This window comes from Cupriavidus sp. 05N40 (genome assembly GCF_056397305.1).
In genome coordinates, this window is record NZ_JBFTND010000037.1 from 1 (window position 1) to 12617 (window position 12617).

Sequence of the window (12617 nt, forward strand, 5' to 3'; positions counted from 1 at the left end):
GGCCTATGTGCCGCCGCCGCCCCCGCAGCCGGTCTACGTCGCGCCGGCGCCCAAGGTGGTGTATGTCGCGCCCCCGCCGCCCAAGGTCGTGTACGTCGCACCGCCGCCGCCGAGGGTCGTCTATGTCGCGCCGCGCGCGGTCTATTTCGCGCGGGCGCCGCGTGCGGCGGTATGGGTACCGGCGCACTGGGCTGGCGGCGTCCTGGTACCCGCGCACTGGGCGTAACGGCACCATCATCCACCCGGTATCCGGTCCTTCCGGTCCTTCCGGTCCTTCCGGTCTTTCCAGCCCTTTCAACCCTTCGGCATCCATCACCAGGCCGGCACCGAGTGTCGGCTACACCACGGAGTCCATCATGAAGAAGATGATCGCAGTTCTTATCTTGTGTATTGTTTCTGCAGGCGCGTCCGCTCAGGTCGCCGCGCCGCCCGCGGGTGGCGGTGCCCGGATCGAGCGTGCGATGCAGCAATTGCAGGCGCGCTTCGCCAGCGCCAACACGACGCACGACGGCAAGCTGACCCGGGACCAGGCGGCGGCCGGCATGCCGATGGTCGCCAGCCGCTTCGACGAAATCGACACGCAGCGCGCCGGCTACGTCACGTTGGCGCAGATCGAGGAATTCATGAGACAGAAATCGATGGCCCGCTGATTCCCCGATCATCGCCGGAGACGCACCATGGAGCAGTCGAACAGGATCATCGTGCTCGATGATGAAGCCGAGTTGCGCAATATGCTGCAACGGTTCCTGACCGGGCACGGCTTCCAGGTGCGCGTGGTCGCCGACGGCAAGCGCCTCGACCGCTACCTGCAGCGCGAGCCGTACGACCTGCTCGTGCTGGACCTGATGATGGAGCCGGAAGACGGCCTGACCATCTGCCGCCGGCTACGCGCCGAAGGACAGACACTGCCGATCCTGATGCTGACCGCCAAGGGCGATCCGGTCGACCGGGTGGCCGGGCTGGAGACCGGCGCCGACGACTACCTCGCCAAGCCGTTCGTGCCGGACGAGCTGGTCGCGCGCATCCGTGCGCTGCTGCGCAGGCAGAGAATGGCGGCCGGCGAGCCGACCGTGACCTCGCAGACCCTGCGCTTCGGCGAATTCCAGTTCGACGTCGGCAAGCAGACGCTGATGCTGCGCGGCGAACCGGTCGAGGTGCATTCCGCGCAGATGCTGCTGTTGCACGCCCTGGGGTCGTCGCCGAACCGGCCGGTGAGCCGCGAGAACCTGCTCGCGCGCGCCCGCGGCCGCGACCACGACGCGCTCGACCGCAGCATCGACGTGCAGATCCTGCGGCTGCGCCAGATCCTCGAAGAAGATCCTTCGAAGCCGCGTTTCATCAAGACCGTGTGGGGCGTAGGCTATATGCTGATCGCCGGCATCGAGTCGTGATGCGGCTCGCGCTGCCCCGTTCGCTGCTCGCGCGCAACATCGCCTTGCTGGTGGCGCTCGTTGCGCTCACCCAGGTCTGCTCGCTCACTGTCTTGCTGCATTTCGTGCAGCGCCCGCACATCGAACGCGCGGCGGTCATCTTTTCCAACTACGTGAAGACGCTCGATGGCGTGCTTGCCGCCATGCCGGCCGACGAGGGCCGCGCGGCGGCCGCGCGGCTTGGCGCCATGGCGCAGCCGCCCGGGCAAGTCGCACTCGAGCCGCCGCCCAGTCCGGTCCGCATTTTTCGTACGTACCAGCGCGATGTCTTCATGGAAGCATTGCAGCGCTATCTGCCGCCGGACATGCCGGTACGATGGCAGACCGGCGAGGGGGACGCGGAGCGGCTATGGATCCGCGTGCATGTGGCCGGCGCGCCCAGCTGGATCGCCTTGCCGATGACCGAAGACGCGCGCGCGAGCGGCATCGCCGCCGCGCTCGCGCTGTCGGCGGCCTTTGCGTTGCTCGCGGCACTCACGGGCTACCTGATCCAGCTGCACATCAACCGTCCGCTGCAGGACCTGGCACGGGCGGCGCGCCACGTCAGCGCCGGCGAAGCCCCGGTGCCGCTGCCCACGGACGGGCCGACCGAGATCGCCCAGGTGAGCGGCGCGTTCAACCAGATGACGCAGGCCTTGCAACAGGCCGAAGCGACCCGCACGCTGATGCTGGCCGGCGTGTCGCACGACATCCGCACGCCGCTGACCAAGCTGCGCCTCGCCATGGCGATGGCGATCCCGCGCGGCGCCGACGACACCTTCGTGGCATCGGTGGAGGGCTATCTCGACCAGATCGACACCATCCTCCAGCAGTTCATGGACTACGCGGGCAGCGGCGAGCGCGAGGTCCCGCAGCCCGGCGATGTCGATGCGCTCATCAGCCAGCTCGCGGCGGATTTCGCGGGGCTCGGGCACGAGTTCGAGCTGTCGCTCGGCGGCATGCCGGTGTTCCCGTTCAGGCCGGTAAGCCTGATGCGCCTGCTGATGAACCTGATGCAGAACGCGGTCGTCTACGGACGGGCGGGTTTTGCCGTGCGCACCTGGGCCGAAGGCGATACGGCGTACGTCGCCGTGTGCGACCGGGGCAACGGCATCGGCGCGGAGGAACTGGAACAGCTCAAGGCGCCGTTCAGCCGCGGCAGGAACGCGCGCGGCCATTCGGGCGGCAYCGGGCTCGGACTCGCGATCGTCGAACGCATCGCGCGCCTGCATGGCGGCTCGCTGCGGTTCCGCGCGCGCGACGRCGGCGGTCTCGAAGCGGTGGTGGCACTGCCGCTGAAAGGGCATTCCGCGTAGAGGCGGGACACGCCGCCCCCAATCCCCCCCTTATTCCCTCGATTGCCCTGCGCCCCACCGCACTATCATCGCGGGCGATCCCGCCGTGCGGTCCCCGCCGGCAAGCCATCCCCGACAGCGTTCACCCATGACCGACAACCTGCCACACACGCACGGCGCAACCACCCTGCCTCTCTACGCGCTCCCGGCCCGCGGCCTGGCCGTGGGCGTGTTCGATCTCTTCCATGTCGGCCACCTGCGCTACCTGCAATACATCCGCGCGCGCTGCGCCACGCTGGTGACGGTGGTCACGCGCGATGCCACCGTGCTGGCCAGGAAGGGGCGCACGCCGGCCGTGCCGGAGGCCGAGCGGCTGGAAATCGTGCGGGGGCTGGGGTGGGTGGACGAGGCCTTGCTCCAGCCGGGCGGGCTGGATGACACCGAAGGCGCGGTGCGCTGGGTGGCGGACCTGGGAGTCGATCACGTCTTCATCGGCGAGGACTGGCGCGGCAGCGCGCGCTGGGAGCGGCTGGCGCCACGGCTGGCGGCGCTCGGCATCGGGCTGAGCTGGACGCCGCGCGCCAGCGAGGTCTCGACCACGGCGCTGCGCGAGCGCATTCTGGCCAGCCTGGAGCGCGCCGCTTAACGGTGCGTAGCGGTGCGGGCGCGGCGCTTCAGGCTGGCGGGCGCAACCCGGCCAGCCGGCCTTCGAGCACCCCGCCGATGCGCAGCAGCAGCCTGTCTTYCGGCGTATGGCGCTCCAGCACCAGCCGCACGAGCCGCAGCGCCTTCTCCCAGTAGCCGTTCAGGCAGGCATTGGCGATGCGCGAGTAGGCATACCACTGCGTCAGGGCGGAGAAGCCAAGCAGGTTATGCGCGCCGATGATGGTGTCGAAGGCCGGATCCGGCACGCGCCAGGCCTTGCCATAGACCGCCTCGAGCCAGCCATGCGGATCCTGCAGCTGCCACACCTGACCGGCGGGGCTGCCGGCTTGTTCAAGTTGCAGCGGGCCGGGGAAGCGGGTCACGCGCTGGTGGCTGGCGGGCGTGCCGCCGCCGGTCCAGAAGCCGCCCAGCAGCGTGGCACCATCCGCTTGCGGCTGCAGGCCGCAGAGGTCCAGCACCACGTCCAGGCGCGGATGATGGTAGGTCGCCATATTGTCGATGGCGAAGACAGGCTGCGGGCGCTGCCAGCCGTGGGCGCTCAGGATGGCGTGCGCGGCCGGCAGTTCCGCCACCAGCAGGCCCAGGTCGAGGTCCTTGTCGAACGGAAGCAGGCGGCCTTCGCGCACCAGCCCGAGCAGGGTGCCGGCATGCGCGAAGGCGCGCACCCCGCTGCCCGCGAGTTGCGCCAGCACCTGCCACAGCAGAGCCTGTACCTGCGGATCGGCAAGCTTGCGCATGGCGGGCTGCGGATTGTGGACCAGCGGCGCCGCGCACAAGGCTTCGAGCGCCTGCCGCTCCACCAGCACGCCCTCTTCGATGCGCTGCTGATGCAGCAATGCGGTGCCGAGGAAGAACAACCAGTACGGCAGGAGCGCCGGATGCGCCTGCGGCGCCGCCAGCAGGTTCTGGCAGACCTGCTGCACGGCGGCGGCGTAGCCCTGTTCGAGGCCGAGCTGGCACCATTGGCGAATATCGTCCGGCGGCAGCACGCCGCCTTGCTGCAGGCGTGCGGTCAGCGCGCCAAACTGGGCGGCGGCCTGGGCGGCGCCCTGGCCGGCCGGATGTGGTGCCGGTTGTGTGTCYATGCTGCTGCGTTGTCGATGCGGAGCCGCCAGTCTAGGCGCAATGCGCGGCGGGCAATCGCCGGATCAGCGGGCAGGCTTGCACGCAAACTTCACGCAAGGCGCGTCCCCTACTCCACCGTCACCACGATGGCAACCCGCCGGTTCTCCGCGCGGCCCGCGGCGGTGCGGTTGTCCGCCACCGGGCGGCTCTTGCCCAGCCCGCGCACCTCGATGTCCTGCGCCGCGAAGGCATTCACGGCCAGCACCCTGGCCACTGCCTGCGCGCGCCGCACCGAGAGTTGCTGGTTGTAGTCGGCCGGGCCGGAGTCGTCGGTGTGGCCGTCGAGCCGGACACGGCCGATGCCCGCGCTCTTCAACGCCATGCCGATGCGCAGCACGATCGCCTCGTGGTCGGTGCCGATGGTGTCTTCGTTCAGGCCGAACAGCACTTTCTCGGACAGGTTCAGCTCCCAGCCGCTCTCGGTCTGCGTGAAGCCTTGTTCCTTGAGCGTCTCGATCTGCGGAACGCTGAGCCCGGCGCCGCTCGTGCTCTGGCAGGCGCCCAGGGCCAGCGTGGCGGCGGCCAGGACGGCGGCCAGGCATCGCCTTGCGCTTCCCGACAGGTTCGATGACACGATGCTTCTCCTATCCTCTTTGCGATTTGTACGGCGCCCATGGCGCTGCTTTCGCGCCGGCGCCGGCGCACCCTGCTCCCGGCACTGGCCTATTGCGGCTCGGCGACGGGCTCGCCGGCAACCAGTCCCGGCTCCGCGATCTGCCAGCGTCGCCCGCGGCCGCGCTTGGCCTCGTACATCGCCTCGTCGGCCTTGTGCAGCAACTCGGCGGCGCTCTGCCCATGCTGCGGGAACACCGACAGGCCGATGCTGAGCGAGGCCTCGATGCTGGTGCCGCCGCTGAGCCGGACCGGATCCTTCATGCGCTGCAGGATGTGCTCGGCCACCTGGACGATGTCGGCGGGCCGGCGCAGGGGCGTGACCAGCACCGCGAACTCGTCGCCACCCAGCCGCGCGACCAGGTCGCCCTCGCGCAGGCAGGCACGGATGCGCTGGGCGATGCCGGCCAGCACTTCGTCGCCGGCGGCATGGCCAAAGGTGTCATTGATCTCCTTGAACGCATCGCTGTCCAGGTAGAGCACGCCCACGTGCGAGCGGGAAATCGCGGCAAAGCGCACGGCGCGGTGCAGCGCATCCTCGAACGCGCCGCGGTTGAGCAGCCCTGTCAGGCTGTCGTGGCTGGCGCGGTGCGCCAGCGAGCGATTCTCGTGCTGCAGCTGGTCCTGCCAGCTTTCGAGCTCGTCGAGCAGGCCGTTGAAGTCCTCGCCCAGCGCATTGAGCTCGGCAATGCGCGCCGGCGGCGTGCGCTGGTCGAACGCGCGCCCGGAGCGCACCGCGTGGGCCACGCGCATCAGGTTGCGCACCGGCTCGATGATATGCACCAGCATGCGGCTCGACATGTAGTGCGCGCTCACCGCGGTCAGCAACAGGCAGGCCAGCAGGCCAAGCAGGCCGCTGAGCACGAACTGGAACAGCTTGGCGGGATCGGCCGACAGGCGCACGGTGCCTACCACCTGGGTCTCGTGCAGGATGACCTGTTCCACCGGGCCTGGCGCCATCAGCCTGCTCGCCATGCGCTGCAGGCCGGCGAGGCGCTTGTTGGCCGGGTGATGCCATTCGGCCAGCAGCCGGTTGTCGCGGTGGTAGACGCTGGCCTGCGCCACCTCGGCGGTGGCGATGGCCACCAGCGCTTCGCTTGCCGCCGCCGGGTCGCGGAACACCACCGGGGCCTCCAGCGTGTAGGCGAGCGAGCGTGCGATCAGGTGCAGGTTGTGGTCGGCGTAGACGCGCAGTGCGGCCAGGCCGAGCGCCGTGAGCGAGAGCCCCGCCGTGCAGACGGCGATCAGCGCCACGCTCAGGTGGATGCGGCGCAGCGTGTGGTAGAGCGTGGGGCGCGCGGCCGCCGCGCCGGGGCGGGAGCGCGGCCTCATGACGCCGCCCCCCGCCGGCGCCCGAGCTGCAGCACGCCGGGATGGATATGGATGCCGCTGCGCGCGACGGAATCGAGGTTGACGCGGAACGAGACGCGGTTGTCCGCCACGCTCAGGCAGAACATGCTGCCGACCTCGCACTCGAAGTCTTCTTCGGTGATGACCAGCACGGGGCGCCCGCCCAGATCGGCCGCGACCTTCTTGCGGCTGGCGTCGGTCATCGCGGCCAGGTAGACCGAGTCGCAGCCTGTCATCGAGCCCGCGGCCATGACATCGATGCGCCGCGACTGTATCGGGCGCCCGCTGGCCAGCGTGCCGCCGTCGGACAGCTTGCCGGCGTAGCGCGCCGAGCTGTCCACGCACAGGCGCAGCACCTCGCGTTCGACGGGCCAGCGCGCATAGCCGAGCAGGCTGTACACGGTGCGCATCACCGCCTCGGAGCGCGGCTGGGCCGTATCGGCCGCGGCGCCGGGCGGCTGCACGCACAGCAGCGCCGCGAACAGGGCCGGCACGATGCGCAAGAGAAGAAGCCGGCGCAAGCGCTTCGAGCGGTTGCTCGCATCGCCTGGGTCAGTAGCCATGGAATGGGGCAAGGAGGGGTGCCTGCCAATTGTCTTGTTCGGGGCAGACCAGGTCGCAGCATGCGCGCCGGTCTGGCTCTGGCTAGAAAAACGGCAGCGCGCCGATGCAACGCACCCGCAAGCCTTGCTAGCCCACTCCCTATATCGGCGCGCCGGCAGCGATATTTACCCCGGCGCACGGCCGGGACGGAGGCGGGGGCGGAGGCTTAGGCGGACTTTGCCTACAATGCCTGGAACATCCAGGCACGACCCCGCGCCCCAATGAACGAGACCGAAACCCCGCCGCCCGCGCGCAAGCGCCTGACCCTGCCGGCCCGGCTCTACCTGCTGGGCGCCGTCATCCTCGGCGCGGGCTGGATCGGTGCTGCGCTGATCTACCTGAACGCCGCGCGCGAAGAGGCCTCCGCCGACTTGCTGTACGGCCCGGGCTGGCAGCGGCAATACGATTTCCAGCTCGAGCGCATCGGCGGCAAGGCAGCGGTGCTGGCGGCCGAGTTTTCGCAGTGGTTCGGCGGCCTGTGGCACGGGAGGCAACTGGCGATCACGCTGGCGATCCTGGCCACGGCGGCGGCCCTGCTGTGCTTCGCGGTGGCGCGCGAAGTAGCGCTGGCGGCCCGGCATCGCGGCGGGGACAGCGAGGGCTGAAGGGCGCCCCGCCTGCCTTCAGAGCAACGGCAAACCCGCGTTGCGCTTGACCTCGCGCAGCGACAGCATCGACTCGACGGCCGTCACGCCGGGCAAGGTGCGCAGCACATCGCGCATGAAGATGCCGTAGTCGTCCAGGTCCCGCGACACCACCAGCAGCAGGTAGTCCGCGCTGCCGGAGACGTTATGGCAGGAAATGATGCGCGGAATCGCCTGCACCTCGCGCTCGAAGCGGTCGGACAGTTCGCGGCTGTGCACGCCGAAGCGCACCTGCGTGAACGCCATCACTCCAAGCCCGAGCGCCTGCCGCGACAGCAACGCGCGATAGCCCTCGATATAGCCCTCCGCCTCCAGCCGCTTCAGCCGGCGCGCGCAGGGCGTCTCGCTGAGCCCTGCGGATTCCGCCACGCTGGCGTTGGTGGCGCGGCCGTCGGCCTGTACCGCCATCAGGATCGCGCGATCCACTTTATCGAGTTCCATCGTCCTGCCTCCACGGAATCCCGGAAGATTAGCGCATTCCCCCAATTTCCATAACTTTTCCGTGGAAAAACGCCAAAAATCCCTCCGCGCCGTGCGTCATCATGACGCCATCCCCGACAGGAGTGCATCATGGTTTCGCTTCACCTGCTGCTCACGTTCATTGGCGCGCTGGCCGTGGTCTACGCCTTGCCCGGCCCCGACATGGCGCTGGTGCTGCAGACCAGCACCAGCCGCGGCGTCCGCCATGGCCTGGCCAACGCGGCCGGGCTGGCGCTCGCGCGCGCCACCCATGTCACGTTGTCTGCCTGTGGCGTGGCCGCGCTGCTGCGCGCCGCGCCGTGGCTTTACCAGGGCGTGCGCGTGGCGGGCGGGCTCTACCTTGCCTGGGTGGCCATCCAGATCCTGCGCAGCCCCGCCTTCGGCATCGACACCGGCGCGGGCGGCGCCGGCGCGGCCGCGCCCCTGCGCGCCTCGGTCGCGCGCGGCGCGCTGAGCAGCCTGCTGAACCCGAAGGCGCTGTTGTTCTGCTCGGTGCTGCTGCCGCAGTTCGTCGATCCGCACGGCGCGCCGGTGTGGTCGCAGGTGGTGGAACTTGGCGTGGTGCTGGTGCTGACCGGCATCGCCTTCGACCTGGCCTGCGTGTTCGGCGCCGCGCGCATGGCCGCCTGGCTGCGCGGCAGCCCGCGCGCGCAGGCGGTCCAGCGCTGGTCGTTCTCGGCGGTGCTGCTGGCGTTTGCGGCACGGCTGTCGATGGAGTGAGTGCCTGCCTCCGCCCGCCCCGCCGGCGCGCATCGGGCGGTCTGCCGCGCCGCCGAGGCTGCCATCATCGAACGGGTTCCGGGCCGGGCGGCGGCCGCGACACCAGTTCGATATAGCGCCGGATCGCCGCACCCCGTTCGTGCCTGCGCGACATCAGCGAGAGGTAGGAAGTCACCCCGAGCCCGGCGATCTCGCGGTACACCAGGCTGGGCAGGCTGATATGGCCGGCCACCGCGTTCGGCACGATCGCCACCCCTTCGCCCAGCGATACCAGCGTCAGCACCGCGACCAGCCCGCCGGGCTGCGGCCCCAGCCGCGGCGCGAAGCCGCCCTGCTCCGCGGTGGAAAGCGTGCCCGAGACCTGCTCGGGCAGGATAAACGTCTCTTCCTTGAGATGCGCAGGCTGGATCTCGGGCAGGCCACGCAGCCAGGACGCGGCATGCAGCGCCAGGATGAAGCCTTCGGGGGCCAGCGGCAGCGCGTCCACGCCCTCGGGCACGCGCACCGGCGAGCGCACGTAGGCAATATCGAACCGGCCATCCCTGACCTGGTCCGGCAGGCTGTCCATCGGCGCCTCGCGCACCAGCAGGCGTACATCGGGGCAAGCGGCGCGGAAGGCCTCCACCTGCCGCTGCAGCACGCCCGAATACGCCGCCGAGGCCACATAGCCGATATGGATCTCGCCGGTTTCGCCGCGCGCCTCGCGCTGCGCATGCAGTTGCGCTGACTCGAACTGCGCCACCACCGCGCGCGCTTCCACCAGCAGCACCTCGCCGGCCGGCGTCAGCGCCACCGACCGCTGGTTGCGCTCCAGCAGCCGGATCCCTAGCGCGGACTCCATCTCCTGGATCTGCCTGGTCAGGGTGGGCGTGGAAATGCCAAGCCGGGCCGYGGCCCGCGTGAAATGCAGGTCCTGGGCAACGGCGATGAAGTAGCGGAAATGACGCAGTTCCATTGGTTGCCAACCACTCCCAAGGCTTTGTTAGCTAGTAGGCAACAAAATAGCATGGCCAGCGCAACAACGCCGGCCACGGCCAGACGTATGCTGGCGCTCCTCTAGACAGGAAGCAACGACATGCGGTATACGGCGAACCAGCGGCGAAAAGGCCGCCTGCGCGGCACAAGTGGCGCAAYTGTTTCATCGGGGGCAATAGCATGAGCGGCGGCACCGGCTCCCGCGCGGCGCTCCTGACGGCGTCCGGCGCCTGCGCCCTGATCGTGCTCGACACCAATATCGTGGCCGTCACGCTGCCGCGCATCGCGGCGGACCTGCATGCCACGTTCTCCGATATCGAATGGGTGGTCAGCGCCTATATGCTGACCTTCGCCGGCGGCCTGCTGCCGGCGGGCAGCCTGGCCGACAAGTTCGGCCGCAAGCGCATGCTGCTGGTGGGACTGGCGGTGTTCATGCTGGCCTCGCTGGGTTGCGGCCTTGCCGCCACCAGCCTGCAGCTGAACCTGGCGCGCGCGGCCAAGGGCGTGGGCGCGGCGCTGCTGCTGACCTCGGCCCTGGCCACCATCGCGCATGCGTTCCACGACGAGCGCGAGCGCGCCCGCGCCTGGGCGTTCTGGGGCGCGTGCATGGGCATGGCCACGCTGGTGGCGCCCGGGCTGGGCGGCATCATCAGCCAGACCATGGGCTGGCGCTGGGTGTTCCTGCTGAACCTGCCGGTGGGCTTGCTGCTGGGCGCCATGGTGATCCGGCATGTGGAGAACTCGCGCGATGCCGGCGCCGCGCGCATCGATGCGAGCGGCGCCCTCACCTTCAGCGGCAGCCTGTTCCTGATGATCTGGGCCCTGATCGAGGCCAACCGCATCGGCTGGGGCGATCCGCACACGCTGCTGCGCGTGGCCGGCGGCGCGGCGCTGTTCGCGCTCTTTATCGTCACGCAGCGCGTGCAGCGCCGGCCGATGCTGGACCTGTCGCTGTTCCGTAACCCGCGCCTGATCGGCGCGCTGCTGGCGATGGCGGCCTACGCCGGCTGCGCGCAGGTGATGATGACGCTGATCCCGCTCTACCTGCAGACCGGGCTGGGCTTCTCGGCCATCGCCTCGGGCGCGGCGATGTTGCCGTTCGCGCTGACCATGCTGGTCTTTCCGCGCATCGGCGTGCGCCTGTCGCACCGGATCGACGCATCCACCATGCTGGTGACCGGCCTGGTGCTGGTCGGCCTGGGCAACCTGCTGAGCGCGTGGGCCGCCACCACCATGAGCTACCTGCCATTCGCGCTGGCAATGGCGGTCACCGGCAGCGGCGCGGGCCTGCTCAACGGCGATACGCAGAAGAACATCATGGCCTGCATCCCGCGCGAACGCTCGGGCATGGCGTCGGGCATCAGCACCACCACCCGCTTCAGCGCCATCGTGCTGTCGTTCGGCCTGCTCGCCGGCCTGCTGGCCTGGCACATGCAAGCGCTGTTCGATGCGGCCTTGCGCGCCCTGGCGCCCGGCGCCTTGCCGCAGGACGCCGCTGCCCGCGTCGTGGCGCGCGTGGCGGCCGGCGACCTCGACGGCGCGCTGGCCGCCTTCGCCCCGCCGCTGCGCGACACGCTGGCGCCGCTCGCGCGCGGCGCGTTCGCGGGCGGCTTTTCGTGGGTGCTGTGCGTGGCCGCGGCGGCGGCGCTGACGAGTGCCGTGCTGGTGCGCCTGCTGATGCGCGACAACACCGTGCGCCAGCCGGCGCGCGAAAAAGTGGCGGCGGAGGTAGCGAGTGATGCCGGCTAGTCGATGCGCATCTGCGCATCGTGCACGATCTTGCCCAGGCGCGCTTTCTCCTGCTGGATAAAGCGCGTGAACTCGACCCGCGTGCCGGCCACGGGCCGGTAGCCATAGGTCTCGAACTGCGCGCGCAGGGCCGCGTCGCCCTGGAACGCGGCCTGCGTGGCCTGCGCGATTCGGTCCAGCACCGGCCCCGGCGTGCCCCGGGGCGCGTAGATGCCGCCCCAATGCTCCATGCGGATGCCGGCAAAGCCCTGCTCCACCGTGGTGGGCACATCGGGCAGCGACGGCGCCCGCTGGTCGTCGGCCACCGCCAGCGCGCGCAGCTTGCCACCGCGCACGAAGCCCATCACGCCCACCGGCGCTTCCGAAGCCAGGTCGATCTGGCCGCCGATCACCGCGTTGAGCGTCTCCGATCCGCTCTTGTAGTGCACCAGCGTGACCGGCACGCCCAGCGCCGCCTGCACCATCTCCGCGACGAAATGCCCGGTGCTGCCCGCGCCCGCGGTGCCGAACGTGATGCCGCCCCTGGCCTTGCCATAGGCCCGCAGGGATTTGAGATCGCTGAACGGCGCGGCGCTGCCCGCCACCATCACCGACGGCGCGGCGTTGGTGCTGACCACGGGCACGAGGTCGCTGTCCGCATAGGGCATCTTCGGGCGCAACAGCGCGTTGGCCACCGCGCCGTTGCCGGCGATCAGCAGCGTGTAGCCGTCCGGCGCGCTCTTGGCGACGAACTCGGTGCCGATGATGCCGCCCGCGCCCGGCTTGTTGTCCACGATCACGCTCTGGCCCAGCTGCGCGCCAAGCGCGCGCGCGATCATGCGGGTGGTGATGTCGCCCGGACCGCCGGCCGCGAACGGCAGCACCAGGCGGATTGGCCTGGCTGGCCACCGTGGCTGCGCAAAGGCGGGCAGGCCCGCCAGCGCGAGCGCCAGGCACGCGGCGGCGCGCGTCATTGCGGCGCGCCGGTCGGTTGAATGCTTCATGTCTTG

14 protein-coding genes and 1 pseudogene are annotated in these 12617 nt (G+C 70.2%); 8 read left to right on the forward strand and 7 right to left on the reverse strand.

Annotation, left to right across the window (positions count from 1 at the left end; all coding sequences use genetic code 11):
• The 5 genes and pseudogenes from AC1DO7_RS11135 to AC1DO7_RS11155 form a co-directional block, all read left to right on the forward strand.
• Nucleotides 1-226, forward strand: a pseudogene (locus AC1DO7_RS11135) (hypothetical protein); the annotation flags it as partial.
• Between the two features lie 130 nt (nucleotides 227-356).
• Nucleotides 357-650 carry an EF-hand domain-containing protein gene (locus AC1DO7_RS11140; RefSeq protein WP_441612168.1) on the forward strand — a complete coding sequence of 98 codons (294 nt, stop codon included), beginning with the start codon at nucleotides 357-359 and terminating at the stop codon, nucleotides 648-650.
• 27 nt (nucleotides 651-677) lie between these two features.
• Entirely contained in the window at nucleotides 678-1391 is a 714-nt protein-coding gene (locus tag AC1DO7_RS11145; protein ID WP_441612167.1) for a response regulator, read from the forward strand.
• The gene (locus AC1DO7_RS11150) at nucleotides 1391-2725 is read left to right on the forward strand and encodes an ATP-binding protein (RefSeq protein ID WP_477116109.1); all 1335 of its coding nucleotides are present in this window, start codon (nucleotides 1391-1393) and stop codon (nucleotides 2723-2725) included. Before AC1DO7_RS11145 ends, AC1DO7_RS11150 begins: the two co-directional genes overlap by 1 nt.
• Nucleotides 2726-2852: 127 nt before the next feature.
• Nucleotides 2853-3350, forward strand: coding sequence for an FAD synthase family protein (locus AC1DO7_RS11155; RefSeq protein ID WP_441612165.1), 498 nt, complete (start codon nucleotides 2853-2855; stop codon nucleotides 3348-3350).
• Nucleotides 3351-3378: 28 nt separating this feature from the next.
• On the opposite strand, the gene AC1DO7_RS11160 is transcribed toward AC1DO7_RS11155, so the two are convergent.
• The 4 genes from AC1DO7_RS11160 to yfiR form a co-directional block, all read right to left on the reverse strand.
• A complete protein-coding gene (locus AC1DO7_RS11160) occupies nucleotides 3379-4359 on the reverse strand; it encodes a hypothetical protein (RefSeq protein ID WP_477116110.1) in 981 nt (326 codons plus the stop codon).
• A 203-nt stretch (nucleotides 4360-4562) separates the two neighbouring features.
• The gene (gene yfiB / locus AC1DO7_RS11165; protein ID WP_441612163.1) at nucleotides 4563-5069 is read right to left on the reverse strand and encodes an outer membrane lipoprotein YfiB; all 507 of its coding nucleotides are present in this window, start codon (nucleotides 5067-5069) and stop codon (nucleotides 4563-4565) included.
• Nucleotides 5070-5158: 89 nt separating this feature from the next.
• Entirely contained in the window at nucleotides 5159-6439 is a 1281-nt protein-coding gene (gene dgcN / locus AC1DO7_RS11170; RefSeq protein WP_477116111.1) for a diguanylate cyclase DgcN/YfiN, read from the reverse strand.
• Complete coding sequence (yfiR, locus tag AC1DO7_RS11175) at nucleotides 6436-7020, reverse strand: regulatory sequestration protein YfiR (RefSeq protein ID WP_441612160.1); 585 nt, start codon at nucleotides 7018-7020, stop codon at nucleotides 6436-6438. Before yfiR ends, dgcN begins: the two co-directional genes overlap by 4 nt.
• Before the next feature lie 261 nt (nucleotides 7021-7281).
• On the opposite strand from yfiR, the gene AC1DO7_RS11180 reads away from it, so the two are divergent.
• Nucleotides 7282-7665 (forward strand): hypothetical protein, encoded by a 384-nt coding sequence (locus tag AC1DO7_RS11180; RefSeq protein ID WP_441612159.1) that lies wholly within the window; start codon nucleotides 7282-7284, stop codon nucleotides 7663-7665.
• Between the two features lie 18 nt (nucleotides 7666-7683).
• Here AC1DO7_RS11180 and AC1DO7_RS11185 read toward each other — a convergent pair whose 3' ends face one another.
• Entirely contained in the window at nucleotides 7684-8145 is a 462-nt protein-coding gene (locus AC1DO7_RS11185) for an Lrp/AsnC family transcriptional regulator (RefSeq protein ID WP_441612158.1), read from the reverse strand.
• Between the two features lie 129 nt (nucleotides 8146-8274).
• On the opposite strand from AC1DO7_RS11185, the gene AC1DO7_RS11190 reads away from it, so the two are divergent.
• Entirely contained in the window at nucleotides 8275-8904 is a 630-nt protein-coding gene (locus tag AC1DO7_RS11190) for a LysE family translocator (protein ID WP_441612156.1), read from the forward strand.
• Nucleotides 8905-8968: 64 nt separating this feature from the next.
• Here the strand turns inward: AC1DO7_RS11190 and AC1DO7_RS11195 are convergent, their stop codons facing one another.
• Nucleotides 8969-9859 carry a LysR family transcriptional regulator gene (locus tag AC1DO7_RS11195; protein WP_477116112.1) on the reverse strand — a complete coding sequence of 297 codons (891 nt, stop codon included), beginning with the start codon at nucleotides 9857-9859 and terminating at the stop codon, nucleotides 8969-8971.
• 200 nt (nucleotides 9860-10059) lie between these two features.
• Here AC1DO7_RS11195 and AC1DO7_RS11200 point away from each other — a divergent pair, with 200 nt between their 5' ends.
• Nucleotides 10060-11628: an MFS transporter gene (locus AC1DO7_RS11200; protein ID WP_441612153.1), complete on the forward strand. Its 1569-nt coding sequence runs from the start codon at nucleotides 10060-10062 to the stop codon at nucleotides 11626-11628.
• Here the strand turns inward: AC1DO7_RS11200 and AC1DO7_RS11205 are convergent.
• The gene (locus AC1DO7_RS11205; protein WP_441612152.1) at nucleotides 11625-12611 is read right to left on the reverse strand and encodes a tripartite tricarboxylate transporter substrate binding protein; all 987 of its coding nucleotides are present in this window, start codon (nucleotides 12609-12611) and stop codon (nucleotides 11625-11627) included. The two genes, AC1DO7_RS11200 and AC1DO7_RS11205, sit on opposite strands and share 4 nt — an antisense overlap.
• Between the last annotated feature and the right edge of the window lie 6 nt (nucleotides 12612-12617).

What these genes read in the sequence shown, in the direction of transcription:
- AC1DO7_RS11205 (WP_441612152.1), bottom strand. Translation starts at nt 12,611, where the DNA reads ATGAAGCATTCAACCGACCGGCGCGCCGCAATGACGCGCGCCGCCGCG.
- AC1DO7_RS11180 (WP_441612159.1), top strand. Translation starts at nt 7,282, where the DNA reads ATGAACGAGACCGAAACCCCGCCGCCCGCGCGCAAGCGCCTGACCCTG.
- AC1DO7_RS11140 (WP_441612168.1), top strand. Translation starts at nt 357, where the DNA reads ATGAAGAAGATGATCGCAGTTCTTATCTTGTGTATTGTTTCTGCAGGC.
- AC1DO7_RS11190 (WP_441612156.1), top strand. Translation starts at nt 8,275, where the DNA reads ATGGTTTCGCTTCACCTGCTGCTCACGTTCATTGGCGCGCTGGCCGTG.
- AC1DO7_RS11155 (WP_441612165.1), top strand. Translation starts at nt 2,853, where the DNA reads ATGACCGACAACCTGCCACACACGCACGGCGCAACCACCCTGCCTCTC.
- dgcN (WP_477116111.1), bottom strand. Translation starts at nt 6,439, where the DNA reads ATGAGGCCGCGCTCCCGCCCCGGCGCGGCGGCCGCGCGCCCCACGCTC.
- AC1DO7_RS11145 (WP_441612167.1), top strand. Translation starts at nt 678, where the DNA reads ATGGAGCAGTCGAACAGGATCATCGTGCTCGATGATGAAGCCGAGTTG.
- yfiR (WP_441612160.1), bottom strand. Translation starts at nt 7,020, where the DNA reads ATGGCTACTGACCCAGGCGATGCGAGCAACCGCTCGAAGCGCTTGCGC.
- AC1DO7_RS11185 (WP_441612158.1), bottom strand. Translation starts at nt 8,145, where the DNA reads ATGGAACTCGATAAAGTGGATCGCGCGATCCTGATGGCGGTACAGGCC.
- AC1DO7_RS11200 (WP_441612153.1), top strand. Translation starts at nt 10,060, where the DNA reads ATGAGCGGCGGCACCGGCTCCCGCGCGGCGCTCCTGACGGCGTCCGGC.